Origin of the sequence: Cupriavidus alkaliphilus, assembly GCF_014191175.1 — a bacterium.
GTDB lineage: Bacteria > Pseudomonadota > Gammaproteobacteria > Burkholderiales > Burkholderiaceae > Cupriavidus > Cupriavidus alkaliphilus.
Genome location: NZ_JACHWE010000004.1, coordinates 260637 through 283399, shown reverse-complemented (window position 1 = coordinate 283399; position 22763 = coordinate 260637). Strand labels below are relative to the sequence as shown.

The window sequence follows — 22763 nt, the reverse complement described above, 5'->3', positions numbered from 1 at the left end:
GCCTGAAAACATCCCACTCCACATGGCCAATCTGCTTTTTGCCCTTGCCGCCTACCTGATCGGCTCCGTTTCCTTCGCTGTGGTCGTCAGCAAGCTGATGGGGCTGCCGGACCCGCATTCCTACGGCTCGGGCAACCCCGGCGCCACCAACGTGCTGCGCACCGGCAACAAGAAGGCGGCGATCCTGACGCTGATCGGCGATGCCCTGAAAGGCTGGCTGGCGGTCTGGCTGGCGGCGCGTTTCGGCCCGGCTTACGGCCTCAACGACACCGGCCTGGCCATGGTGGCGCTGGCGGTGTTCCTCGGCCACCTGTTCCCCGTGTTCCACCGCTTCGCCGGCGGCAAGGGCGTGGCCACCGCGGCCGGCATCCTGCTGGCGATCAACCCGATCCTGGGCCTGGGCACGCTGGCCACCTGGCTGATCATCGCCTTTTTCTTCCGCTATTCGTCGCTGGCGGCGCTGGTGGCGGCGATCTTCGCGCCGTTCTTCCATGTGCTGATGAACGGCGTCGACGTGATGGCCGGCGCGATCTTCGTCATCAGCGTGCTGCTGATCGCGCGGCACCGGCAGAACATTGCCAAGCTGCTGGCGGGCAAGGAGAGCCGGATCGGGGAGAAGAAGAAGGTTTGAAGCATTGACGCAAACGGCTGTGCGCGTCCGCATGCGGCCGGTTTGCTCCCCTCTCCCGCTTGCGGGAGAGGGGCCGGGGGAGAGGGCAGGCGCCGGCCATTGCGACGGCCGGTACTTCGTTGATGTTCCCGCCCTCTCCCCAACCCTCTCCCGCAAGCGGGAGAGGGAGCAGGCAAGCGGTCATCGGGCCACAGCCGCCCGCATCAAGCCGTAGCCGCCCCAAACAGCATCTCCACCCTCAACCCGCCCCCCTCGGCATTCACCAGGTTGAGCTTCCCCCCCGCCTGCCGCACCAGCCGGTCGACGATCGCCAGCCCCAGCCCGGAGTGCGCATTGCCGCCGCGCGCCGGGTCGAGCCGCACGAACGGCAGCGTGGCGCGTTCCATGTCGTGGTCTGGAATGCCGTCGCCCTGGTCTTCCACCACCAGCATGTAGCCGTCGGGCGTGCGCGAGGTCGCGATGCAGACCGGCGGCTTGCCATAGGCGTAGGCGTTGTCGACCAGGTTGCCGACGATGCGGTCCAGCTGCGTGGCGATCATGCGGAAGCCCTCGCCCGCGCCCAGCGACAGCACCACCTGGCGCTCCTGCTCGGCCAGCGAGGCGGCCAGCTCGTTGACGCGCCGGTCCACCGGCACCGGCCGCGCGGTGGACTCGCTGGTCTGCGCAAAGCTCAGGAACTGCTCGACGATGGCCGCCATCGAATCGACGTCGCGCGTGACCCCGGCGGCGGCCTTGGGATCGGCCAGCATCTCGGCGCGCAGGCGCAGCCGCGCCAGCGGCGTCTTCAGGTCGTGGGCGATGCCGGCCAGCATGGTGTTGCGTTCCTGGTCGATGCGCGCGAGGTCGGCCACCATGCGGTTGAAGCGCTCGATCAGCTGGCGCAGCTCGTGCGGGCCGCGCTCGCGCAGCGGCGGTACGGCGTGCTGGCGCGACAGCAGCGCGGCCGCGTTGGCCATGTCGCGCACCGGGCGCTGGATCTGCCACGCGATCAGCACGGCGAACACGATCGCCACGCCCACCACCAGCATCACCCCCGGCACCAGCCGGTTGTCCGGCGGCGGGTTGTGGACCCACAGGATCGGCATCGCGATCCAGTCGGCCCGGTCCGGCAGCTTGATCCAGATGCGCGGCGTGGTCTCGTCCTCCAGCCGGATCTCGGTGCCTTGCGGCAGGCGGCTGATGAACTGCTCGACCAGCCGGCGCGAGCGCCCGCCCTTGGGCGCGGTGGCGTGCTCGTCGGCATCGGCGGTGTTGGCGGTTTCCACCAGGCTGGGCAGCCTGGCGGGCGGGCGCGCATCGAGCGCGCGCTCGATGCTGTCGAGCTGGAACAGCATCTGCTCCACCGAATAGTCGACCTGCTGCTGGCGCCGGTCCATGCGCAGGATGGCCAGCCACGAGAAATGGCTGATCACCAGCACCGCGGCGATCAGCAGCGCAATGCGGCCGAACAGGGTATCGATACGTCGCAACTTCATCGGAAAGCAGGTCCTCGCCGGGGGCTATTCGTGGCGCCGGCGCCGGGTTATTCGGGCAGGCCCGCGGGAATCTCTTCCGCTTCGTCGGGCACGAAGGTGTAGCCGCGGCCGCGCACGGTCTGGATGTAGCGCGGGCGCTGCGCGTCCTCGTCCAGCAGCCGGCGCAGGCGCCAGATCTGCACGTCGATGCCGCGGTCGCTGATGCCGCTGGCGCTGCCGTACATCAGCTCGACGATGCGCTCGCGCGACAGCACTTCGAGCGGATGCATCAGCAGCAGCTTGAGCAGCGCGAACTCGGTATCGCTGATCGACAGCGCCTGGCCGGCACGCGTCAGCATGCGCTGGCGGAAGTTGACGCGGAACGGCCCGAAGGCCACCGACTCGCGGTCCTCGGGCGCCGCCGCCGGGCGCGCCAGCTTGCGGCGCAGCACGGCGTTGATGCGCGCCAGCAGCTCGCGCGGCGAGAACGGCTTGCCGAGGTAGTCGTCGGCGCCGATCTCGAGGCCGACGATGCGGTCGATCTCGTCGCTGCGGGCGGTGAGCAGGATCACCGGGATATCGTCGTTCCGGGCGCGCAGGTTGCGCAGCGCGGTCAGGCCGTCGACCTTGGGCATCATCAGGTCCAGCACGATCAGCGCCGGCCGCTCGCGCTCCAGGCGCGCCTGCAGGCCGTCGCCGTCATGCATCACCGAGACCGCGAAGCCCTGCTGGGTCAGGTACTCGCGCAGCAGGTCGCGCAGTTCGGGATCGTCGTCGACGACAAGGATCTGGGTAGGCTGGTTCGTTCGCATAGGCACATGATAGTCAGCCCGGGCGGCGCACACGCCGGATCGGCCGGGCGGTATTGTTTCCGGAGGTTACACCCGGGCCGCTGGTAATCCTCTGTAATAAAAGCGCCGGGCGCCGAAATACGGGCGTCCGCGCCCGCACATTATCCTTGCCGCATGACTTGCCGTCAGCGCCGCCCGATGCGCGCCGCACGGCACGCGCCGGCACGCCGGCGGCCCTTGCGCGCGCTGCCCCGCCGGGCCGGCCGGCGCCCATGGCGATGCGGCATACTGCGGCATCGTCACTTGCCAGCAGAACACGACGGTGCGCCGCGCGCACCGTTTCCAGGATTGCGTACATGTCCAACCCCGAACCAGGCCAACCTAACCCCTCCCCCTCCCCGTCTTCGCGCCCGCCGCGCCGGAACCGGCGCCGGCTCTATGCCGGGCTGCTGGTGCTGTTGCTGGCCGGGGGCGGCTGGTACTGGTATGCGCACCGCGGCGACGCCCCCCGGGGCACTGCGGCGGGCCCCGGTGCCAGCGGGCCCGCGGCGGCAGGCCCCGGCGGTCGTGCCGGCATGCCGCGCTCGCCGGTGGTGGTCGCCACCGTGGCCCAGCGCGACATGGACGTGGTCCTGAACGGGCTCGGCAACGTCACCCCGGTCTCGAACGTGACCGTGCGGGCGCAGGTGTCCGGGCCGCTGCTCAAGGTGCTGTTCAGGGAAGGCCAGATGGTCAAGGCCGGCGACGTGCTGGCCGAGATCGACCCGCGCCCGTTCCAGGCCGCGCTCGACCAGGCCGTGGGCCAGCTGGCGCGCGACCAGGCGCTGCTGCAGAACGCACGGCTGGACCAGCAGCGCTACCGCACGCTGCTGGGCCAGGATTCGATCTCCAAGCAGCAGGTCGATACCCAGGACGCGCTGGTGCGCCAGTACGAGGGCGTGGTCAAGACCGACCAGGGCAATGTCGCCAACGCACGCCTGCAGCTTGGCTACACCCGGATCGTGGCGCCGGTGTCGGGCCGCATCGGCCTGCGCCAGGTCGATCCCGGCAATATCGTCAATACCAGCGACACCAACGGCATCGCGCTGATCACGCAGATCCAGCCGATCGCAGTGATGTACACCATCCCCGAGGACAACCTGCCCTCGGTGCTGAAAAAGCTCAACGCCGGCGAAAAGCTGCCGGTGCAGGCCTGGGACCGCCAGGTGCGCAACCAGCTCGGCGAAGGCGAGCTGCTGACCACCGACAACCAGATCGACACCACCACCGGCACGGTCAAGCTCAAGGCGGTGTTCCCCAACGCCGACGGCATGCTGTTCCCCAACCAGTTCGTCAACGTGCGCACGCGCGTCGATACGCTCCGGGATGCCACCGTGATCCCGGTGGCGGCGATCCAGCGCGGCCAGCAGGGCACCTTCGTCTACACCGTCGACCAAGCCAGCAAGGTCAAGGTGCAGGTGGTCGAGCTGGGTCCCGGCGACGGCACCCGTACCGCGGTGCTCAAGGGGCTCGAGCCGGGCCAGCGCGTGGTGGTCGACGGCGCCGACCGGCTCAAGGAAGGCATGACGGTCGAAACCGTCGACCCGGCGGCGCGTGCCGCCGCGGTGGTGCCGGCCAGCCAGCCGCGCGCGCGCGGGCGGCGCCATCGAGATGGTGCTGGCGGTGCCAGCGCTGCGCAGGCCGATGCCGGCGCGGCGGGCGCTTCGGCACCGCAAGGCGAACGCCGCCGCCAACGCGAAGCCGGCGCCAGCGCACCGGCCGCGCGCACGCCGCAGCAGTAAGGACGCCGCATGAACCCGTCCCGCCTCTTCATCGAGCGCCCGGTCGCCACGGCGCTGCTGATGCTGGCCATCCTGCTGTCCGGGCTGGTGGCCTACCGGCTGCTGCCGCTGTCGGCGCTGCCCGAGGTCGACTACCCTACCATCCAGGTCACCACGCTCTACCCCGGCGCCAGCCCGGACGTGATGACCTCGTCGGTGACCGCGCCGCTGGAACGCCAGTTCGGCCAGATGCCGGGCCTGAAGCAGATGTCGTCGTCCTCGTCGGGCGGCGCCTCGGTGATCACGCTGCAGTTCGAGCTGACGCTGCCGCTGGACGTGGCCGAGCAGGAGGTGCAGGCCGCCATCAATGCCGGCAGCAACCTGCTGCCGTCGGACCTGCCGATGCCGCCGGTCTACAGCAAGGTCAACCCGGCCGACGCGCCGATCATGACCATCGCCATGACCTCCGACACCATGCCGCTGCCCAAGCTGCAGGACATGGTCGACACGCGCGTGGCGCAGAAGATCTCGCAGATCCAGGGCGTGGGCCTGGTCACCATCAGCGGCGGCCAGCGCCCGGCGGTGCGGATCCAGGCCAACCCGGCCGCGCTGGCGTCGCTGGGCATGTCGATCGACGACCTGCGCACCGCGATCGGTTCCGCCAACGTCAACGGCGCCAAGGGCAGCTTCGACGGCCCGCAGCGCGCCTCCACCATCGACGCCAACGACCAGCTGCGCTCCGCCGACGAATACCGCCAGATCATCCTGGGCTACAAGAACGGCGCGCCGATCCGCATCACCGACGTGGCCGAGATCGTCGACGGCCCCGAGAACAGCCGCCTGGCCGCGTGGGCCAACGACAAGCCCGCGATCGTGCTGAACATCCAGCGCCAGCCCGGCGCCAACGTGATCGAGGTGGTCGACCGCATCAAGGCGCTGCTGCCGCAGCTGCAGAACGCGCTGCCGGCGTCGGTCCACGTGCAGCTGCTGACCGACCGCACCACCACCATCCGCGCCTCGGTCGAGGACGTGCAGTTCGAGCTGCTGCTGGCGATCGCGCTGGTGGTGCTGGTGATCTTCCTGTTCCTGCGCAATATCCCCGCCACCGTCATCCCGGGCGTGGCGGTGCCGCTGTCGCTGGTCGGCACCTTCGGCGTGATGTACCTGGCCGGCTTCTCGATCAACAACCTGACGCTGATGGCGCTGACCATCGCCACCGGCTTCGTGGTCGATGACGCGATCGTGATGATCGAGAACATCATGCGCTACATCGAGAAGGGCGACTCGCCGATGCAGGCGGCGCTGAAGGGCTCGAAGCAGATCGGCTTCACCATCATCTCGCTGACCTTCTCGCTGGTGGCGGTGCTGATCCCGCTGCTGTTCATGGGCGACGTGGTCGGCCGGCTGTTCCGCGAGTTCGCGATCACGCTGGCGGTGTCGATCCTGATCTCGGCGGTGGTGTCGCTGACGCTCACGCCGATGATGTGCGCACGGCTGCTGCACCATGTGCCGGAAGCAAAGCTGTCGCGCTTCCACCGCGCCACCGGCCGCTTCTTCGACAACGTGATCGAGCGCTACGGCCGCGGGCTGGAGTGGGTGCTCGAGCGCCAGAAGGCGACGCTGGTGGTGGCAGTGGCTACGCTGGCGCTGACCGTGCTGCTGTACCTGCTGGTGCCCAAGGGCTTCTTCCCGGTGCAGGACACCGGCGTGATCCAGGGCATCACCGAGGCCGCGCAGACCACCTCGTTCAGCGCCATGGCGCGCAAGCAGGAGGCGGTGGCCAAGGTGGTGATGCAGGACCCGGCGGTGGCAAGCCTGTCGTCGTTTATCGGCGTGGATGGCAGCAACACCACGCTCAACGCCGGGCGCATGCTGATCAACCTCAAGCCCAAGGGCGAGCGCGACCCGATCGACGTGGTCACGCAGCGCCTGCAGCAGTCGGTGCAGAGCCTCGGCGGCGTGTCGCTGTTCACGCAGCCGGTGCAGGACCTGACCATCGAGGACAAGGTCTCGCGCACGCAGTACCAGTTCACGGTGGAAGATCCCGATCCGGCGACGCTGGCGACGTGGGTGCCGAAGCTGGTCGAGCGCCTGCGCCAGGAGCCGGAGCTGCGCGATGTCACCAGCGACCAGCAGAACAACGGCCTGCGCGCTTATGTCGATATCGACCGCGACGCCGCGGCGCGCTTCGGCATCACCACCGCGGTGATCGACAGCGCGCTGTACAGCGCCTTCGGCCAGCGGCTGGTGTCGACCATCTTCACGCAGTCGAGCCAGTACCGCGTGGTGCTCGAGACCATGCCGGAATTCCGCACCAGCCCGCAATCGCTGGCCGAGCTGCGCCTGCCCTCCTCTTCCGGCGGACAGGTGCCGCTGGGCGCATTCGCGCGCATCACCGAGCGCACCGGGCCGCTGGTGATCAACCACCAGGGGCAGTTCCCGGCGGCGACGATCTCGTTCAACCTGGCGCCCGGCGAATCGCTGGGCGCGGCGGTCGACAAGATCACCAAGGTGGAACAGGAACTGGGCCTGCCGATCTCGATGCAGACCAGCTTTCAGGGCGCGGCGCTGGCGTTCCGCGCGTCGCTGTCGAACACGCTGTGGCTGATCCTGGCCGCGGTGGTGACCATGTATATCGTGCTGGGCGTGCTGTATGAAAGCACCATCCACCCGGTCACGATCCTGTCGACGCTGCCGTCGGCCGGCGTCGGCGCGCTGCTGGCGCTGCTGGTGGCGGGGATGGACCTGGGCATCATCGCCATCATCGGCATCATCCTGCTGATCGGCATCGTCAAGAAGAACGCGATCATGATGATCGACTTCGCGCTCGAGGCCGAGCGCGAGCAGGGCATGTCGCCGCGCGACGCGATCTTCCAGGCCTGCCTGCTGCGCTTCCGCCCGATCCTGATGACCACCATGGCCGCGCTGCTGGCGGCGCTGCCGCTGATGCTGGGCTCGGGCATCGGCAGCGAACTGCGCCGGCCGCTGGGCGTGACCATGGTCGGCGGCCTGCTGGTCAGCCAGGTGCTGACGCTGTTCACCACGCCGGTGATCTACCTGGCCTTCGACCGCGTGGCGACGCGCGTGAAGGGCTGGCGCAAGCGCCGCTTCGGCGATCCGGAGGAAGGCGGCACGGGCGAGGAGCCGGTCTGACCATGAATCTCTCGGCCGCCTTTATCCATCGCCCGGTCGCGACCGCGCTGCTGACGCTGGGCATCCTGCTGGCGGGGCTGGCCGCGCTGCGGCTGCTGCCGGTGTCGCCGCTGCCACAGGTGGACTTCCCCACCATCTCGGTCTCCGCGTCGCTGCCCGGCGCCAGCCCGGAAACCATGGCCGCCACCGTGGCCACGCCGCTGGAGCGCGCGCTCGGCACCATCGCCGGCGTGACCGAGATCACCTCGAGCAGCTCGCTGGGCTCGACCCGGGTGACGCTGCAGTTCGACCTGTCGCGCAATATCGACGGCGCCGCGCGCGACGTGCAGGCCGCCATCAACGCCTCGCGCGCGACGCTGCCGACCAGCCTGCCCAACAACCCGACCTACCGCAAGGTCAACCCGGCCGACGCGCCGATCATGATCATCGCGCTGACCTCGCCGACCATGACGCGCGGACAGCTCTACGACGCGGCCTCGACCATCCTGGCGCAGAAGCTGTCGCAGGTCGAAGGCGTGGGCCAGGTCACCATCGGCGGTGCCTCGCTGCCGGCGGTGCGGGTCGAACTGAACCCGACCGCGCTGAACAACTACGGCATCTCGCTCGAGGACGTGCGCAACACCATCAGCGCGACCAACGCCAACCGGCCGCTGGGCACGCTGGAAAACGCCCGCAACAACTGGCAGGTCTACGCCAACGACCAGGCCATGAAGGCGGAAGACTACATGCCGCTGATCATCCGCTACGCCACGCCGGGCACGTATTCGTCGGCGTCGGCGGGCGCGCTGATCGCCAGCACCGCCAACGCCACCGCCAGCGGCGGCGTCAGCACCAAGGTGGTCAACGGCGTCACCGTGACCACGCTGACCACCAGCAGCGGCACCACCACCATCACCAGCGGCGCCACCGGCGGCACCAGCGCCACCAGCGGCCCGAATTCGTTCGCGGTGCCGGTGCGGCTGCGCGATGTGGCCAACGTGGTGGATTCGGTGCAGGACATCCGCAATGCCGGCTCGGCCAACGGCAAGCCGTCGGTGCTGCTGGTGCTGAACCGCTCGCCCGGCGCCAACATCATCGAGACCGTCGACCGCGTCAACGAGATGCTGCCGCAGCTGCAGAAGATGATCCCGGCAGCGATCTCGATGGACGTGATGATGGACCGCACGCCCACCATCCGCGCCTCGCTGCGCGAGGTCGAGCACACGCTGATGATCTCGGTGGCGCTGGTGATCATGGTGGTGTTCGTGTTCCTGCGCAACGTGCGCGCCACCCTGATTCCTAGCGTGGCGGTGCCGGTATCGCTGATCGGCACGTTCTCGGTGATGTACCTGGCCGGGTTCTCGCTCAACAACCTGTCGCTGATGGCGCTGACCATCGCCACCGGCTTCGTCGTCGACGATGCCATCGTCGTGCTTGAGAACATCTCGCGCCATATCGAGGCAGGCATGAAGCCGCTGGCGGCGGCGCTGCGCGGCGCGCGCGAGGTCGGCTTCACGGTGCTGTCGATGAGCCTGTCGCTGATCGCGGTGTTTATCCCGCTGCTGATGATGGGCGGCATCGTCGGCCGGCTGTTCCAGGAATTCGCGATCACGCTGTCAGTGGCGATCCTGGTGTCGCTGGTGGTCTCGCTGACCACCACGCCGATGATGTGCGCGCGCATGCTGCGGCCGGTGGAGCCGGAACGGCAGGGACGCTTCTTCCGCGCCACCGAGCGCATGTTCCAGTGGCTGCATGACGGCTATGCGCGTTCGCTGTCCACGGCGCTGCGGCTCAGCCCGCTGGTATGGCTGGTGCTGCTCGCCACCATCGCGCTCAACGTCTACCTGTATGTGATCGTGCCCAAGGGCTTTTTCCCGCAGCAGGACACCGGGCGGCTGATCGGCTTTATCCGCGCCGACCAGGCCACCTCGTTCCAGGCCATGCGCGGCAAGCTCGACAACTTCATCAGGATCGTCCAGTCCGACCCGGCGGTGGTCAACGTGACCGGCTTTACCGGCGGCTCGCAGCGCAATACCGGGCAGATGTTCGTCACGCTCAAGCCGCTGTCGGAGCGCAAGGAATCGGCCGACGCCATCATTGCGCGGCTGCGCGGCAAGCTGGCCAAGGAGCCCGGCGCCAGCCTGTTCCTGCAGTCGGTGCAGGACATCCGCGTGGGCGGGCGCCAGAGCAGCTCGCAGTACCAGTTCACGCTGCAGTCCGACGACCTCGAGGTGCTGCGCGCGTGGGAGCCCAAGGTGCGCGCGGCGCTGTCCAACCTGAAGGGGCTGGAGGATATCGACACCGACACCAACGACAAGGGCCTGCAGACCTCGGTGATCATCGACCGCGACGCGGCCTCGCGCCTGGGCGTGACCGCGCAGCAGGTCGATGCGGTGCTGAACGATGCCTTCGGCCAGCGGCTGGTGTCGACCATCTACCATCCGCTGAACCAGTACCGCGTGGTGATGGAACTGAGCCAGGAATACCTGCAGGGGCCCGATGCGCTCAAGGACATCTATGTCGTCACCGGCAACGGCAACCGCGTGCCGCTGGCCGCGTTCGCGCGCGTGACGCCGAGCAGCACGCCGCTGGGCGTGAACCACCAGGGCCAGTTCGCGGCCTCGACGATCTCGTTCAACCTGGCCGAAGGGACTTCGCTGTCGCAGGCAACCGACGCCATCAACCGCGAGATGGCGCGCATCGGTGCGCCCGAGACCCTGCGCGCCAACTTCCAGGGCGGCGCCAAGGCGTTCCAGGACTCGCTCAAGAGCCAGCCGATCCTGATCCTGGCGGCGCTGATCACGATCTATATCGTGCTGGGCGTGCTGTATGAAAGCTATGTCCACCCGCTCACCATCCTGTCGACGCTGCCGTCGGCCGGCGTGGGCGCACTGCTGGCGCTGCTGGCCTCGAAGACCGACTTCAGCATCATCGCGCTGATCGGCGTGATCCTGCTGATCGGCATCGTCAAGAAGAACGCGATCATGATGATCGACTTCGCCATCGACGCCGAGCGGCGCGAGGGGCTGTCGCCGCGCGACGCCATCTACCGCGCCTGCCTGCTGCGCTTCCGCCCGATCCTGATGACCACCATGGCCGCCCTGCTGGGCGCGGTGCCGCTGGCACTGGGCCGCGGCGACGGCGCCGAGCTGCGCGCGCCGCTGGGCATTTCCATTGTCGGCGGGCTGGTGGTGAGCCAGCTGCTGACGCTGTACACCACGCCGGTGGTCTACCTGACGCTGGACCGCTGGCGCCTGAAGGTCAAGACCTGGCGCCAGCGCAGGCGTGGCACCGGCGGCGCCGGCACGCCCGACCAGCCGGCCGCCGTTTAGTAATGCAGAGATTCGCCATGATTGCCATTTCCCGCTTGCTGACCCATGCCCTGCCGGTACCCCTGGCGTGCGCGCTGCTGCTGGCCGGCTGCGCCGTGGGTCCCGACTACCAGCGCCCCGATGCACCGGTGTCCGAATCCTTCAAGGAAGCCGATGCCGCCACGCCCGCCTGGACCGGCGACTGGAAGCCCGCCGAGCCTCAGGATGCGCTGGCGCGTCCCGACTGGTGGACCGTGTTCGGCGATGCGCAGCTCGACGCGCTGATGGCCGAAGTGCAGATCTCGAACCAGAACATCAAGGCCGCCGAGGCCCAGTATCGCCAGGCAGTGGCATCGCTGCAGGCCGCGCGCGCCGGCTTCTTCCCGCTGGTCGATGCGCAGGCTGGCGCCTCGCGCGCACGCAATGCCAGCGGCAACACGCTCAACGGGCAGAACGCCACGCTGGGCGCGACCTGGGAGCTCGACGTCTGGGGCCGGGTGCGGCGCCAGGTCGAGAGCAGCGAGGCCAGCGCGCAGGCGAGCGAGGCCGACCTGGCCTCGACCCTGCTGTCGACGCAGGCCACGCTGGCGCAGAGCTACTTCCTGCTGCGCGTGGCCGATGCGCAGAAGGCGCTGCTGGACCGCACCGTGGCCGACTACCAGAAGTCGCTGCAGCTGGTGCAGAACCAGTACGCGGCGGGCACCGCGCAACGCTCCGACGTGCTGCAGTCCGAAACTCAGCTCAAGAGCGCGCAGGCGCAGCAGATCGACATCCAGATCACGCGCGCGCAGCTGGAACATGCCATCGCCGTGCTGGTGGGCAAGCCACCGGCGGCGCTGTCGCTGGCCGCCGGCGAGTTCCGTGCCGCGCCGCCACGCGTGCCGGCGGCGGTGCCGTCGCAACTGCTGGAGCGCCGCCCCGACATCGGCGCGGCCGAGCGACGCATGGCGTCGGCCAATGCGCAGATCGGCGTGGCGCAGGCGGCCTACTATCCGACCCTGTCGCTGTCGGCCAGCGGTGGGCTGACCGCCAGCACGCTGGCGCGCTGGATGTCGCTGCCGGACCGGATCTGGTCGATCGGCGGCGGCCTGGCCGGCACGCTGTTCGACGGCGGCGCGCGCCGCGCCGCCAAGGCGCAGGCGGTGGCCGCCTACGACCAGACCGTGGCCAACTACCGCCAGACCGTGCTGGGCGCGTTCCAGGAAGTCGAGGACAACCTCGCCGCGCAGCGGCTGCTGGAACAGGAGGCGGTGGTGCAGAACGACGCGCTGCGCTCGGCGCGCGAGGCGCTGGCGCTGGTGAACAACCGCTACCGCGCCGGCACCGCCGGCCTGCTCGACGTGCTGACGGCGCAGACCAGCGCCTACACCGCCGAGCGCACTGCGCTGTCGATCACCGGCCGCCAGTACACCGCGGCGGTGGTGCTGATCAAGGCGCTGGGCGGCGGCTGGCACGCGCAGCCGGCGGCGGATGGTGGCAGCGGCAGCGCCGGCGGGCCAGCCGCCACGCCCGCCACGCCCGCCACCGTCGGGCAACGCTAGGCGCCGCGCTGCGGCGCGCTTGGTAGCGACTGCGCGCAGATGCGCTCGCGCAGCCAGGTGGCGGCCTTGCCGAGCGGCCGCTGCTTGTGCCAGACCAGCTCCATCGCCACCGGCCAGTCCTGCTGCTGGAACGCCAGCGGCGGCGACACCAGCTGCGCCGCGGCCGGCGAATTGGCGACCACGTGCCAGGGCACGAAGGCCCAGCCCAGGCCGCGCTTGACCAGCTCGACGATCACCCACTGGCTTTCCACCCACCATACGTCGGCGGCCACGCGCAGGCGCATCTTTTCCTCGCTGTCGGTGCGGGTCGCGACCATCAGCTGGCGGTAGCGCTTGAGCTCTTCCCAGTCGACCCGCTGCGACGCCAGCGGATGGTCGGGCGCGCACAGGATCTGCATCGGCATCCAGCCGAGCGCATGGAAGCCCAGCTCTGGCGGCAGTACCTCCTGGCGCCACATGATGCCGAGGTCGGCACCCCCCGCCAGGACCAGCCGGCTGACGTCCTCCATCAGCGGGAACAGCAGTTCCAGCTCGACCGCCGGGAAGCGCCCGGAAAACTCCACCAGCAGCGCACCCAGCGTCTCTTCCGGATAGAGCTCGTCGACCGCCAGCACCAGCCGCGTCTCGACCCCCTCGCCCAGGCTCTTGGCCACGCCGCGAAAATGCTCGCAGCGCTCCAGGATCACGCGCGCCTCGGCCAGCAGGCGCTCGCCGGCCGGGGTCAGCACCGGGTAGCGGCCGCTGCGGTCGAACAGCGCGTTGCCGGCATCGATCTCGAGGTTGGACACGGCCGCGCTGACCACCGACTGGGCCTTGCCGAGCCGGCGCGCGGCGGCCGAGAACGAGCCCGTGTCAGCCGCCGCGACAAAGGCCTGCAATTGTTCCAGCGAGAGACTCATTGGTACCTCCGCCCCCATCATCTATCGGTCAAACCGATAGTATCCAACTTGGCAATCCCTGCCCAGCAGATAGACTAGGCCCCATCGTGTTTGCCCGCAAGGAGAAACCATGCGCAATACCTGGGACCGGATCCGCCATGCCGTTGGCTTCGAGGTGGTCGGCCTGCTGATCTTCGCCCCGCTGGCGAGCTGGGCCTTCGGCTATGAACTGCACCAGATGGGGCTGATCGGCGCGGTCGCCTCGCTGATCGCCACCGGCTGGAACTACCTGTACAACGTGCTGTTCGACAAGGGCATGCTGCGTTTCACCGGCCAGCTGCGCAAGTCGGTGCCGGTGCGGGTGCTGCACGCGCTGCTGTTCGAACTGGGCCTGCTGGTGGTGTTTTTGCCGTCGGTGGCGTGGTACCTCGATATCAGCCTGGTCGACGCGCTCATCATGGACATCGCCGTGGCCGGCTTCTACATGGTCTACGCGCTGGTGTACAACTGGCTCTACGACATCGTGTTCCCGGTGCCGTCGCTCAAGGCCCCGGCCAACTCCCAAGCCAAGCCGGAAAGCGCCGCGCTGGGCTGAGCGCGGGTTTTTCCCGACCCCGGACGCCAGTTGCCGGGGTCTTTCCCGTCTTGCCGCCACCGGTCGAATCGTTATACTCCATAACAAATTCGATCCGCCGGCGGTGGCGCCCTGCGCGCGGCCCCCGGCACGACCTGTACGCGGGGAGACACCAATGAAGATCGCAATCGCCGGGGGCGGCATCGGCGGCCTGACGCTGGCGCTGTTGTGCCACCGCCACGGCATCGAGGCCGAGGTCTGGGAGGCCAGCGAAACGCTGCGTCCGCTGGGTGTCGGCATCAACCTGCTGCCGCACGCGGTGCGCGTGCTGTCCGAGCTGGGCCTGCGCGATGCGCTCGCTGCGATCGCGGTCGAGACCTCGTCCCTGTCGTACTACAACAAGCTGGGCCAGCGCATCTGGCATGAGCCGCGCGGGCTGGCCGCCGGCTATGACTGGCCGCAGTTTTCGATCCATCGCGGCGAATTCCAGATGCTGCTGCACCGCACCGTGGTCGAGCGCCTGGGCCCCGCTGCGGTCCATACCGGCCACAGCTTCGAGTCCGTGCTGGACACCGGCGCGCAGGGACAGGCGCGCTTCGTGCTGCGCCGCCGCGGCGACAACGCCGAAGTCGAGTCCAGCGCCGACGTGCTAGTCGGCGCCGACGGCATCCATTCGGCGGTGCGCCGCCATTTCTATCCCGCCGGCGACCTGCCGCGCTTCTCGCGCCGGCTGCTGTGGCGCGCGGTGAGCGAGGCGCCGCCCTACCTGGATGGCCGCTCGATGTTCATGGCCGGGCACCAGGACCAGAAGTTCGTCGCCTACCCCATCTCCGAACCGCTGCGCCGCCAGGGCCGCTCGCTGGTCAACTGGATCGCCGAGCTGCGCGTGCCCGACAGCGTGCCCGACACCCCGCCGCGCAGCGACTGGAACAAGCAGGTCGATAAATCCGTGTTTCGCGCGCGGTTTGCCGGCTGGCAGTGGGACTGGATCGACATCCCCGCGCTGATCGACGGCGCCGAAGCCATCTACGAATTCCCGATGGTCGACAAGGACCCGCTGCCGCGCTGGACCTTCGACCGCGTCACGCTGCTGGGCGACGCCGCGCACCCGATGTACCCGATCGGCTCCAACGGCAGCGCGCAGGCCATCCTCGACGCGCGCTACCTGGTCGACAGCCTGCTCGGCACCCGCGACACCGGCTACGCGCTGCGCGAATACGAGGCCGAGCGCCTGCCGCGCACCGCCGGCATCGTGCTGCGCAACCGCATGAATGGGCCCGAGCAGGTGATGCAGCTGGCCGAGGAGCGCGCGCCACAGGGGTTCAGCGATATCGACCAGGTGATCCCGCGCGCGGAGCTGGAAGCGATCTCGCTACGGTACAAGCAGCTGGCGGGCTTCGACCGGCAGTCGATGCAGGGTAAGGCGTAACCCGAGGGATTACACCGACGGGGATTGAAAACACATAAGATCATTCAGCATCGAGGAGAACTCCCATGGCGTTTCACCCCCCCGCCAGGCTCACCCGCCTCGCACTCGGCATCGCCGTAGCCTTCGCCGCCGCCACCGCCCGCGCCGACATCACCGTCGGCGTCAGCCTGTCGACCACTGGCCCGTCCGCGTCGCTGGGCATCCCGCAGAAAAACTCGCTGGCCTACCTGCCGCAGCGGATCGGCGGCGAGCCGGTGCGCTACATCGTGCTGGACGACGCCTCCGATCCGACCCAGGGCGCCAGGGCGGCGCGCCGCTTCGTTGCCGAGGACAAGGTCGACATCATCCTGGGCTCGTCCGCGGTGGCGCCGTCGATCGCGATTGCCGAGGTCGCCGACGAAGCCCAGACCGTGCAGCTGGCGTTTTCGCCGATCGAGCTGAAGCCCGGACGCGGCGCCTGGACCTTCCGGCTGGCGCAGCCGGTGCGGCTGATGGCCAATGCCGTGGCCGCCACCGCCAAGACCCAGGGCGTCAAGACCATTGGCTTCATCGGCTTTGCCGATGCCTACGGCGAGACCTGGCTGAAGGATTTCACCGCCGCCGCCACCGCCAACGGCATCCGCCTGATCGCCACCGAGCGCTACGGCCGCGCCGACACCAGCGTGACCGCGCAGGCGCTCAAGCTGATCGCCGCCAAACCCGATGCGATCCTGATCGCCGGCGCCGGCACCGGCGCGGCGCTGCCGCACACCACGCTGCGCGAGCGCGGCTACGGCGGCACCCTCTACCAGACCCACGGCGCGGCCACCAAAGACCTGATCCGCATCGGCGGGCGCCTGGTCAACGGCGCGATCCTGCCCGCCGGCCCGGTGATCGTGCCGGAGCAGCTGCCCGCCGGCGATCCGGTGCGCAAGCCCGGGCTGGACTACGTCACCCGCTATGAAAAGCAGTACGGGGCCGAGACCCGCACGCAGTTCGGCGCCCACGCCTACGATGCCGGGCTGGTGCTGGAGCGCATCGTGCCGGTGGCGCTGAAGCAGGCCCGCCCCGGCACGCCGGCCTTCCGCCAGGCGCTGCGCCACGCGCTGGAAACCGAGCGCGACATCGTGGTCTCGCACGGGGTGCTGAACTTCAGTGCGCAAGACCACTATGGCTTTGACCAGCGTGGTCGGGTTATGGTGACAATAGAGAACGGCAACTGGAAACTGCTCAAATGATTCCCGACGCATCCGCCACATCGCCCGCCACCCCCGCGCGGCGGGCCCGCACCGCCGCAGCCCCCGCGCGGCGCAGGACGCGCGATGCGCTGGCGCCCGACCCGGCCGCCGGCGACGGTGCCGGGGGCGGCTTCGACCCGCATGTGCCGAACATCGACTACGGCGTGCTCGACAACCTGGTCGGCTACGCCATCCGCCGCGCGCAGATCCGCATCTACGAAGACTTCGTGCAGTCGCTGGCGCAGTGGCAGATCACCCCGCCGCGCTTCTCGGCACTGGTGATCATCTCGCGCAACCCGCACCTGAAGCTGACCGAGCTGGCGCAGATCCTGGGCATCGCGCGCTCCGGCGCGGTGCTGCTGGTGGATGCGCTTGAAGCCATGAAGCTGGTGGCGCGGCGCCCCGCAGCGGCCGACCGGCGCGCCTACAGCCTGGTGCTGACCCCGGCCGGACGCCGCACGCTGGAAGCCGCCACGCAGGCGGTGCTGGCGCACGATGCCCACGTCAGCTCGGCGCTCGGCGATGCCGAGCAGGCCACGCTGAAAGCCCTGCTGGCACGGCTGGCGCCGCCGCGCGCCGGCTGAACCGCCGCGCCGCCGTAACTGTCATCCGCTTGCGGACGGCCATGCGTTAACATGGCCGCCATGCCAAGAACCCTCGCCGCGCCCACCGCAGCGCGACCCGGCGCGCTGCTGCGCCGCCTGTCGCCACTGCTCTCGCCTCTCCTTGCCGCCGTGCTGCTGGCCGGCTGCCCGGCACTGACACCGGCCTACGCCAAGCCGCCTGCCAAGGCGACCAAGGCGACCAAAGCCACCAAGCCCGCCAAAGCGCCGAAAGCCGCCACCAAGGCCGCCGCCGATCCGGCGCTGGTCGGCGCCGGCGTGCCCGCCCCGGTGGCCGCGGCCCTGCGCCGCGCCGGCGTGCCGGCCGCGGCCGCCAGCTTCTACGTGGTGCGGCTGGGCGACACCACCGCGCGCGCCAGCTGGAACGCGCAGCAGCCGATGAATCCGGCCTCGACCATGAAGCTGGTCACCACCTTCGCCGGCCTGCAGCTGCTCGGGCCGGACTACCGCTGGCAGACCTCGCTCTACGCCGACGCGCAGCCAGGCTTCGACGGCACCGTCAACGGCAACGTCTACCTGCGCGGCCATGGCGATCCGAAGCTGGTGCCCGAGGAAATGGCCAAGCTGGTGGCGCGGGCGCGCGCCGCCGGCGCCGGCACCATCAACGGCGACCTGGTGCTCGACCGCAGCTACTTCGCCGATGGCCTGGACAGCAACGGCACCATCGACGGCGAGGTGCAGCGCGCCTACAACGTCGGCCCCGATGCGCTGCTGTACGCGTTCAAGACGCTGTCGTTCACGCTGACGCCGGACCCGGCCTCGCAGACCGTGGCGGTCAGCGTCACGCCGGAGCTGGCGCAGCTCAAGCTGGACAACCGCCTCACGCTGACCAACGGCCGCTGCGGCGACTGGCAGAGCAGCGCCAGCCCGACCGTGCTGCCGCAAGCCGACGGCACCGTGCTGGCCTCGTTCTCGGGCGACTATTCCAGCGACTGTGGCGAGCACGTGCTCAATATCGCCACGCTGTCGCACGCGGAATTCACCTGGGGCGGCTTTGTCGCCGAGTGGCAGCGCGCCGGCGGGCGCTTTGCCAGGCTGCCCGCGCTGCGCAGCGGCAAGGTGCCGCGCGGCGCGGTGCTGCTGGCGCGCCACTACGGCCTGCCGCTGGCCGATATCGTGCGCGACATCAACAAGTTCTCGAACAACGTGATGGCGCGGCAGCTGTTCCTGACCCTCGGCGCGGAGATGGACCGCGGCGGGCCCGCCAGCACCGGCCGCTCGATCCGCGTGGTGCAGCGCTGGCTGGCGCGTCAGGGGCTGGACATGCCGGGCCTGGTGCTCGACAACGGCTCGGGCCTGTCGCGCGCGGAACGCATCAGCGCCTATGACATGGCGCGGCTGCTGCAGCAGGCCGCGGCCAGCCAGGTCGGGCCGGTGCTGATCGACTCGCTGCCGGTGCTGGGCGTCGACGGCACGCTGCGCAATCGCCTGACCCGCGCCAGCGCAGCCGGCAGCGGCTACCTGAAGACCGGCACGCTGGCCGATGTGCGCGCGCTGGCCGGCTACGTCGACGCCGCCGAAGGCGGCCGCTACGTGGTGGTGAGCATGATCAACCATGCCAACGCCGCGCAGGCGCAGGAGGCACACGACGCGCTGCTGCAGTGGGTGTACCGCGGGGCGCACTGACGCCGCTGCGGCCGGGCCGCGGCGCGGCGCCGTGGCCTGCCGCCAACGCCGCGGCGGCATTTTGTTAAGCGCTCGCTTACCAGCCCGCCATCCCACCCTATAATGCCAGGGTGCCGGCCGCGTCCTGCGGCGGCAGCCTTCCGGGCCGGCCTTCGGCCCCGGGCCGCATCGCCCCCGCTTCCTCTGACATGACTTCCCGACAACCCCCGGTGTGGTTGCGCCTCTGGCATCGCTTCGCACCGGCCGAACGCGCCGGCTTTATCGACGGCGCGCGCCGCTTTGCCCCGTCCCTGCCCGCGGTATTTTCGTGGGGCCTGGTGACAGGCGTGGCCATGAGCAAATCCGTGCTGACCGTGCCCGAGGCCATCGGCATGTCGCTGCTGGTCTACGCCGGCTCGGCGCAGCTGGCGGTGCTGCCGCTGTTCGCCGCGGGGCTGCCGCTGTGGACCATCTGGCTGACCGCGGCCATGGTCAACCTGCGCTTCGTCATCTTCAGCGCCGGCATGCAGCCGCATTTCAGCTACCTGACGCTGGCGCGGCGCACGGTGCTGGGCTTCTTCAACGGCGACCTGCATTTCGTCTACTTCCTGCAGAAGTACAGCACGCCCGGCTATGAGCCCGGCAAGGAAGGCTACTTCTGGGGCATGGCGCTGACCAATTTCTGCATGTGGCAGGTGTCGTCGATCATCGGCATCGTGCTGGCCAGCCTGTTCCCCGACAGCTGGGGGCTGGGGCTGGCCGGCACCATGGCGCTGATCCCGGTGATGATCGCCACCATCAACTCGCGCTCGACGCTGATGGCGGTGGTGATTTCCGCGGTGCTGGCGCTGCTGTGCTTCGACCTGCCATACCGGCTCGGGCTGGTGGTGGCCGTGGTGGGCGCGATCGCCGCCGGCATGGCCAGCGACGAACTGGCCGCGCGCGCCGCGCTGCGCGGCATCCAGCGGCGCAGGGAGGCACCGCTCGCCAAGCCCGCGCCCAAGCCCAAGCCGGCACCGGGGCCTGCGGACGTACCCGGAGACCGCGCATGAGCCATACCGAAGTCTGGATCGCCCTCGTCGGCATGGCGGTCGTCACCGTGATCACCCGCGCGCTGTTCCTGATGGCCGGCGAGCACATCACCGTGCCGGACCGCATCCAGCGCGCGCTGCGCTATGCGCCGGCAGCAGCGCTGGCCGCCATCATCCTGCCGGACCTGATGACCTGGCAGGGGCATTTCACCGTGGCGTTTTCGAACTACAAGCTGATGGCAGGCGTGGCGGCGACGGTGTTCTACCTGCTGACGCGCAAGATGGTGGGGATGATCGTGGTGGGGATGGCGGTGTATACGGCGTTGCGGTTGTTGGGGGGGTAATGTCGACGGCAGCGTGCCTGGCATATGCCTGCCCTCACCCCGGCCCTCTCTCGCACGCGGGAGAGGGAGCACACAGGCGGTAAGCGAGAGCAACCGAACTGGCTGACCACTGGGGGAGTGCCGGCGTATCGACGAAGTGAGGCGAGCGGCAAGCCGCCGCCCGCCCTACCCGGCGAACGCTGCCGCCGCCCGCTCCAGCCGGTCGCGCACACCGGCCCAGTCCTGTCCCTCGGGCAGCACCTCGAACACCAGCTGCGTATAGCCCTTCTTGTCGAGCGTGCGCAGCAGCCGGTACAGCTCGCGCGCGTAGGCGCTGGCGTCGGCGGGAGCCTGCACCCAGGTGCAGCGCTGGTCCGCCAGCGGCGCGCGCCCGACCCAGGCCACGCGGGCATCCACCGGCAGCGCTTCCAGGCGCGCGGCGGCGGCCTGTGCATCGGCCAGCAGCAGCGGCGTGTGCGGGGCGTAATGGGCCTTGAGTGTGCCCGACGCGCGCGGTGCCGCGGCGTCCGGCGGCAGCGGGGCTTCGCCCAGCACCTGCGCGAGCATCCCCACCGTGACGGCACCGGGGCGCAGCAGCACCGGGCCGATGCCCTGGTCCAGCCGCGACAGGTCGACGATGGTCGATTCGATGCCGACCTCGACGCCATCGCCCTCCAGCACATAGACCGCATCGCCGAATTCATCGCGCACATGCTGCGCGGTGGTCGGGCTGACCTGGCCGAACTTGTTGGCGGAAGGCGCCGCAATGCCGCCGCGGCCGCGCTTGAAGCGCGACAGCAGCGCCTGCGCCACGGGATGCGACGGGCAGCGCAGGCCGATGCTGTCCTGCCCGCCGGCCACGGCGGCGTCGATATGCGCGGCGCGCTTCAGGATCAGCGTCAGCGGGCCGGGCCAGAAGGCATCGATCAGTTGCTGCGCGGCCGCGGGGACGTCGTCGGTCCAGTAGCCGATGTCGGCGCCGTCGACCACGTGCACGATCACCGGATGGTTCGACGGCCTGCCCTTGAGCGCGAAGATGCGGCCGACCGCCGCGGGGTTTTCTGCATCGGCGCCAAGGCCGTAGACGGTCTCGGTCGGGAAGGCGACCAGTTGCCCGGCCTCGAGCAGGCGGACGGCTTCATCCAGTTCGGCGGCCGTGGGCGTGCGCGGCGACATCGTGTTCCTTCAAAGGGTGGCGTGGCGGTCGACGGAAACTCAGAGCGGGATGTGCAGCGCCTGCGCGGCCGCCCGGAACGCGGCGTCGGCGGCTTCGGCATGCTCGCCGATGCAGTTGACGTGCCCCATCTTGCGCGACGGGCGCGCATCGCTCTTGCCGTACAGGTGCAGCTTGGCGCCGGGTTGCGCCACCACTTCGTCCCAGGCCGGGGTGCGCTCCAGCCCGAACTCGAACCACACGTCGCCCAGCAGGTTCAGCATCTTGCCGGCGGAATGCTGGCGCGTGCTGCCCAGCGGTAGCCGCGCCATGGCGCGTACCTGCTGTTCGAACTGGCTGGTCTCGCACGCGTCCATGGTGATGTGGCCGGAATTGTGCGGGCGCGGCGCCATTTCGTTGGCGACCAGCGAACCATCGGTCAGCACGAAGAACTCGATGCACAGCACGCCGACATAGCCCATTTCGGTGGCAATGGCGGCGGCGGCGGCGCGGGCGCGCTCGGCGATCTCGGGCGAGACGCTGGTCGACGGCATCTCGGTCGAGAACAGGATGCCGTCGCGGTGCACGTTCTCGGCCAGCGGCCAGGTCGCGGTGGCGCCGTCCGCGCCGCGCGCGGCCAGCACCGACACCTCGTACGCCAGCGGCAGCATCTGCTCCAGCACGCACGGCACGTGCTGCATCGCCTTCCACGCGGCGCGCACGTCGTCGCGCGTCTTCACGCGCGCCTGCCCCTTGCCGTCGTAGCCCATGCGCGCGGTCTTGAGGATGCCCGGCAGCACGTGGTCGGGCAGCTGGTCGACGTCGGCGTCGTGCTGGATCACCCAGTGCGGCGCTGTCGGCACGCCGGTGCGCTCGGCGCAGGCGGCAAAGAACTTCTTCTCGCCGATGCGGTTCTGCGCGATCGACACGCAGTAGCCGCGCGGCGCGACGAACGCGCCCAGCTGCTCGAGCCGGTCCAGCGACAGCGACGGCACGTTCTCGAACTCGGTGCTGACCGCCTGGCACAGCTTGCCCATCTCGGCCAGCGCGGCCTCGTCGGTGTATTGGGCGCAGATATGCTTGTCGGCGACCACGCCCGCCGGGCTGTCCTGGTCCGGATCGAGCACGCACACGCGATAGCCCATCGCCTGCGCCGCATGCGTGAACATGCGGCCGAGCTGGCCGCCGCCCAGCATGCCCAGCCACGCGCCAGGCAGGATGGGCGCGTCGGGACGGTCGACGCCGAACTCGGCGCGCGATTCCGGCGTGTGGGCTTCGGAGAGGTGGGGATGGATATCGGTAGGCATTGC

Annotated in this window: 17 protein-coding genes; 12 read left to right on the top strand and 5 right to left on the bottom strand. The window is 69.7% G+C overall.

What is annotated here, in order from left to right; translation table 11 throughout:
- Window positions 1-22 precede the first annotated feature (22 nt).
- The gene (gene plsY, locus FHX60_RS16145; RefSeq protein WP_092307877.1) at window positions 23-631 is read left to right on the top strand and encodes a glycerol-3-phosphate 1-O-acyltransferase PlsY; all 609 of its coding nucleotides are present in this window, start codon (window positions 23-25) and stop codon (window positions 629-631) included.
- 203 nt (window positions 632-834) lie between these two features.
- Here the strand turns inward: plsY and FHX60_RS16140 are convergent, their stop codons facing one another.
- Both FHX60_RS16140 and FHX60_RS16135 read right to left on the bottom strand, forming a co-directional pair.
- Window positions 835-2106, bottom strand: coding sequence for an ATP-binding protein (locus tag FHX60_RS16140; protein ID WP_183283905.1), 1272 nt, complete (start codon window positions 2104-2106; stop codon window positions 835-837).
- Window positions 2107-2153: 47 nt separating this feature from the next.
- Entirely contained in the window at window positions 2154-2897 is a 744-nt protein-coding gene (locus FHX60_RS16135) for a response regulator (protein ID WP_092307873.1), read from the bottom strand.
- A 335-nt stretch (window positions 2898-3232) separates the two neighbouring features.
- Here FHX60_RS16135 and FHX60_RS16130 point away from each other — a divergent pair, with 335 nt between their 5' ends.
- From FHX60_RS16130 to FHX60_RS16115, 4 genes are read left to right on the top strand one after another with little or no spacing between them, the layout of a single operon-like run.
- Window positions 3233-4657 (top strand): MdtA/MuxA family multidrug efflux RND transporter periplasmic adaptor subunit, encoded by a 1425-nt coding sequence (locus FHX60_RS16130; protein WP_183283904.1) that lies wholly within the window; start codon window positions 3233-3235, stop codon window positions 4655-4657.
- 9 nt (window positions 4658-4666) lie between these two features.
- Entirely contained in the window at window positions 4667-7789 is a 3123-nt protein-coding gene (locus FHX60_RS16125) for an MdtB/MuxB family multidrug efflux RND transporter permease subunit (RefSeq protein WP_183283903.1), read from the top strand.
- 2 nt (window positions 7790-7791) lie between these two features.
- A complete protein-coding gene (locus FHX60_RS16120; RefSeq protein WP_183283902.1) occupies window positions 7792-11100 on the top strand; it encodes an efflux RND transporter permease subunit in 3309 nt (1102 codons plus the stop codon).
- 17 nt (window positions 11101-11117) lie between these two features.
- Window positions 11118-12620 carry an efflux transporter outer membrane subunit gene (locus FHX60_RS16115; protein ID WP_183283901.1) on the top strand — a complete coding sequence of 501 codons (1503 nt, stop codon included), beginning with the start codon at window positions 11118-11120 and terminating at the stop codon, window positions 12618-12620.
- Here FHX60_RS16115 and FHX60_RS16110 read toward each other — a convergent pair.
- Window positions 12617-13519, bottom strand: a complete 903-nt coding sequence (locus FHX60_RS16110) for a LysR family transcriptional regulator (RefSeq protein WP_092307863.1) — start codon at window positions 13517-13519, stop codon at window positions 12617-12619. The two genes, FHX60_RS16115 and FHX60_RS16110, sit on opposite strands and share 4 nt — an antisense overlap.
- A 109-nt stretch (window positions 13520-13628) precedes the next feature.
- Here FHX60_RS16110 and FHX60_RS16105 point away from each other — a divergent pair, with 109 nt between their 5' ends.
- The 7 genes from FHX60_RS16105 to FHX60_RS16075 all read left to right on the top strand — a co-directional run bounded on the left by FHX60_RS16105 (window position 13629) and on the right by FHX60_RS16075 (window position 20321).
- Window positions 13629-14093 (top strand): PACE efflux transporter, encoded by a 465-nt coding sequence (locus FHX60_RS16105; RefSeq protein WP_112773683.1) that lies wholly within the window; start codon window positions 13629-13631, stop codon window positions 14091-14093.
- 154 nt (window positions 14094-14247) lie between these two features.
- Window positions 14248-15501, top strand: coding sequence for a flavin-dependent oxidoreductase (locus FHX60_RS16100; protein WP_112773684.1), 1254 nt, complete (start codon window positions 14248-14250; stop codon window positions 15499-15501).
- 65 nt (window positions 15502-15566) lie between these two features.
- Entirely contained in the window at window positions 15567-16718 is a 1152-nt protein-coding gene (locus FHX60_RS16095) for an ABC transporter substrate-binding protein (RefSeq protein WP_112773685.1), read from the top strand.
- A complete protein-coding gene (locus FHX60_RS16090; RefSeq protein ID WP_112773686.1) occupies window positions 16715-17302 on the top strand; it encodes a MarR family winged helix-turn-helix transcriptional regulator in 588 nt (195 codons plus the stop codon). The genes FHX60_RS16095 and FHX60_RS16090 overlap by 4 nt, the downstream gene beginning before the upstream one ends.
- 51 nt (window positions 17303-17353) lie before the next feature.
- Window positions 17354-18967: a D-alanyl-D-alanine carboxypeptidase/D-alanyl-D-alanine endopeptidase gene (gene dacB, locus FHX60_RS16085; RefSeq protein WP_183283900.1), complete on the top strand. Its 1614-nt coding sequence runs from the start codon at window positions 17354-17356 to the stop codon at window positions 18965-18967.
- A 188-nt stretch (window positions 18968-19155) separates the two neighbouring features.
- Window positions 19156-19998, top strand: a complete 843-nt coding sequence (locus FHX60_RS16080; protein WP_183283899.1) for an AzlC family ABC transporter permease — start codon at window positions 19156-19158, stop codon at window positions 19996-19998.
- Window positions 19995-20321: a branched-chain amino acid transport AzlD family protein gene (locus FHX60_RS16075; RefSeq protein ID WP_092307849.1), complete on the top strand. Its 327-nt coding sequence runs from the start codon at window positions 19995-19997 to the stop codon at window positions 20319-20321. The genes FHX60_RS16080 and FHX60_RS16075 overlap by 4 nt, the downstream gene beginning before the upstream one ends.
- Before the next feature lie 165 nt (window positions 20322-20486).
- Here the strand turns inward: FHX60_RS16075 and FHX60_RS16070 are convergent, their stop codons facing one another.
- Window positions 20487-21476 carry an L-threonylcarbamoyladenylate synthase gene (locus FHX60_RS16070; protein ID WP_112773699.1) on the bottom strand — a complete coding sequence of 330 codons (990 nt, stop codon included), beginning with the start codon at window positions 21474-21476 and terminating at the stop codon, window positions 20487-20489.
- Between the two features lie 39 nt (window positions 21477-21515).
- Window positions 21516-22760 carry a 5-(carboxyamino)imidazole ribonucleotide synthase gene (locus FHX60_RS16065; RefSeq protein ID WP_112773700.1) on the bottom strand — a complete coding sequence of 415 codons (1245 nt, stop codon included), beginning with the start codon at window positions 22758-22760 and terminating at the stop codon, window positions 21516-21518.
- Window positions 22761-22763 lie beyond the last annotated feature (3 nt).

Bases quoted from the DNA above. Each gene is read 5' to 3' on its own strand.
- plsY (WP_092307877.1), top strand. From the start codon at position 23: ATGGCCAATCTGCTTTTTGCCCTTGCCGCCTACCTGATCGGCTCCGTT.
- FHX60_RS16140 (WP_183283905.1), bottom strand. From the start codon at position 2,106: ATGAAGTTGCGACGTATCGATACCCTGTTCGGCCGCATTGCGCTGCTG.
- FHX60_RS16135 (WP_092307873.1), bottom strand. From the start codon at position 2,897: ATGCGAACGAACCAGCCTACCCAGATCCTTGTCGTCGACGACGATCCC.
- FHX60_RS16130 (WP_183283904.1), top strand. From the start codon at position 3,233: ATGTCCAACCCCGAACCAGGCCAACCTAACCCCTCCCCCTCCCCGTCT.
- FHX60_RS16125 (WP_183283903.1), top strand. From the start codon at position 4,667: ATGAACCCGTCCCGCCTCTTCATCGAGCGCCCGGTCGCCACGGCGCTG.
- FHX60_RS16120 (WP_183283902.1), top strand. From the start codon at position 7,792: ATGAATCTCTCGGCCGCCTTTATCCATCGCCCGGTCGCGACCGCGCTG.
- FHX60_RS16115 (WP_183283901.1), top strand. From the start codon at position 11,118: ATGATTGCCATTTCCCGCTTGCTGACCCATGCCCTGCCGGTACCCCTG.
- FHX60_RS16110 (WP_092307863.1), bottom strand. From the start codon at position 13,519: ATGAGTCTCTCGCTGGAACAATTGCAGGCCTTTGTCGCGGCGGCTGAC.
- FHX60_RS16105 (WP_112773683.1), top strand. From the start codon at position 13,629: ATGCGCAATACCTGGGACCGGATCCGCCATGCCGTTGGCTTCGAGGTG.
- FHX60_RS16100 (WP_112773684.1), top strand. From the start codon at position 14,248: ATGAAGATCGCAATCGCCGGGGGCGGCATCGGCGGCCTGACGCTGGCG.
- FHX60_RS16095 (WP_112773685.1), top strand. From the start codon at position 15,567: ATGGCGTTTCACCCCCCCGCCAGGCTCACCCGCCTCGCACTCGGCATC.
- FHX60_RS16090 (WP_112773686.1), top strand. From the start codon at position 16,715: ATGATTCCCGACGCATCCGCCACATCGCCCGCCACCCCCGCGCGGCGG.
- dacB (WP_183283900.1), top strand. From the start codon at position 17,354: ATGGCCGCCATGCCAAGAACCCTCGCCGCGCCCACCGCAGCGCGACCC.
- FHX60_RS16080 (WP_183283899.1), top strand. From the start codon at position 19,156: ATGACTTCCCGACAACCCCCGGTGTGGTTGCGCCTCTGGCATCGCTTC.
- FHX60_RS16075 (WP_092307849.1), top strand. From the start codon at position 19,995: ATGAGCCATACCGAAGTCTGGATCGCCCTCGTCGGCATGGCGGTCGTC.
- FHX60_RS16070 (WP_112773699.1), bottom strand. From the start codon at position 21,476: ATGTCGCCGCGCACGCCCACGGCCGCCGAACTGGATGAAGCCGTCCGC.
- FHX60_RS16065 (WP_112773700.1), bottom strand. From the start codon at position 22,760: ATGCCTACCGATATCCATCCCCACCTCTCCGAAGCCCACACGCCGGAA.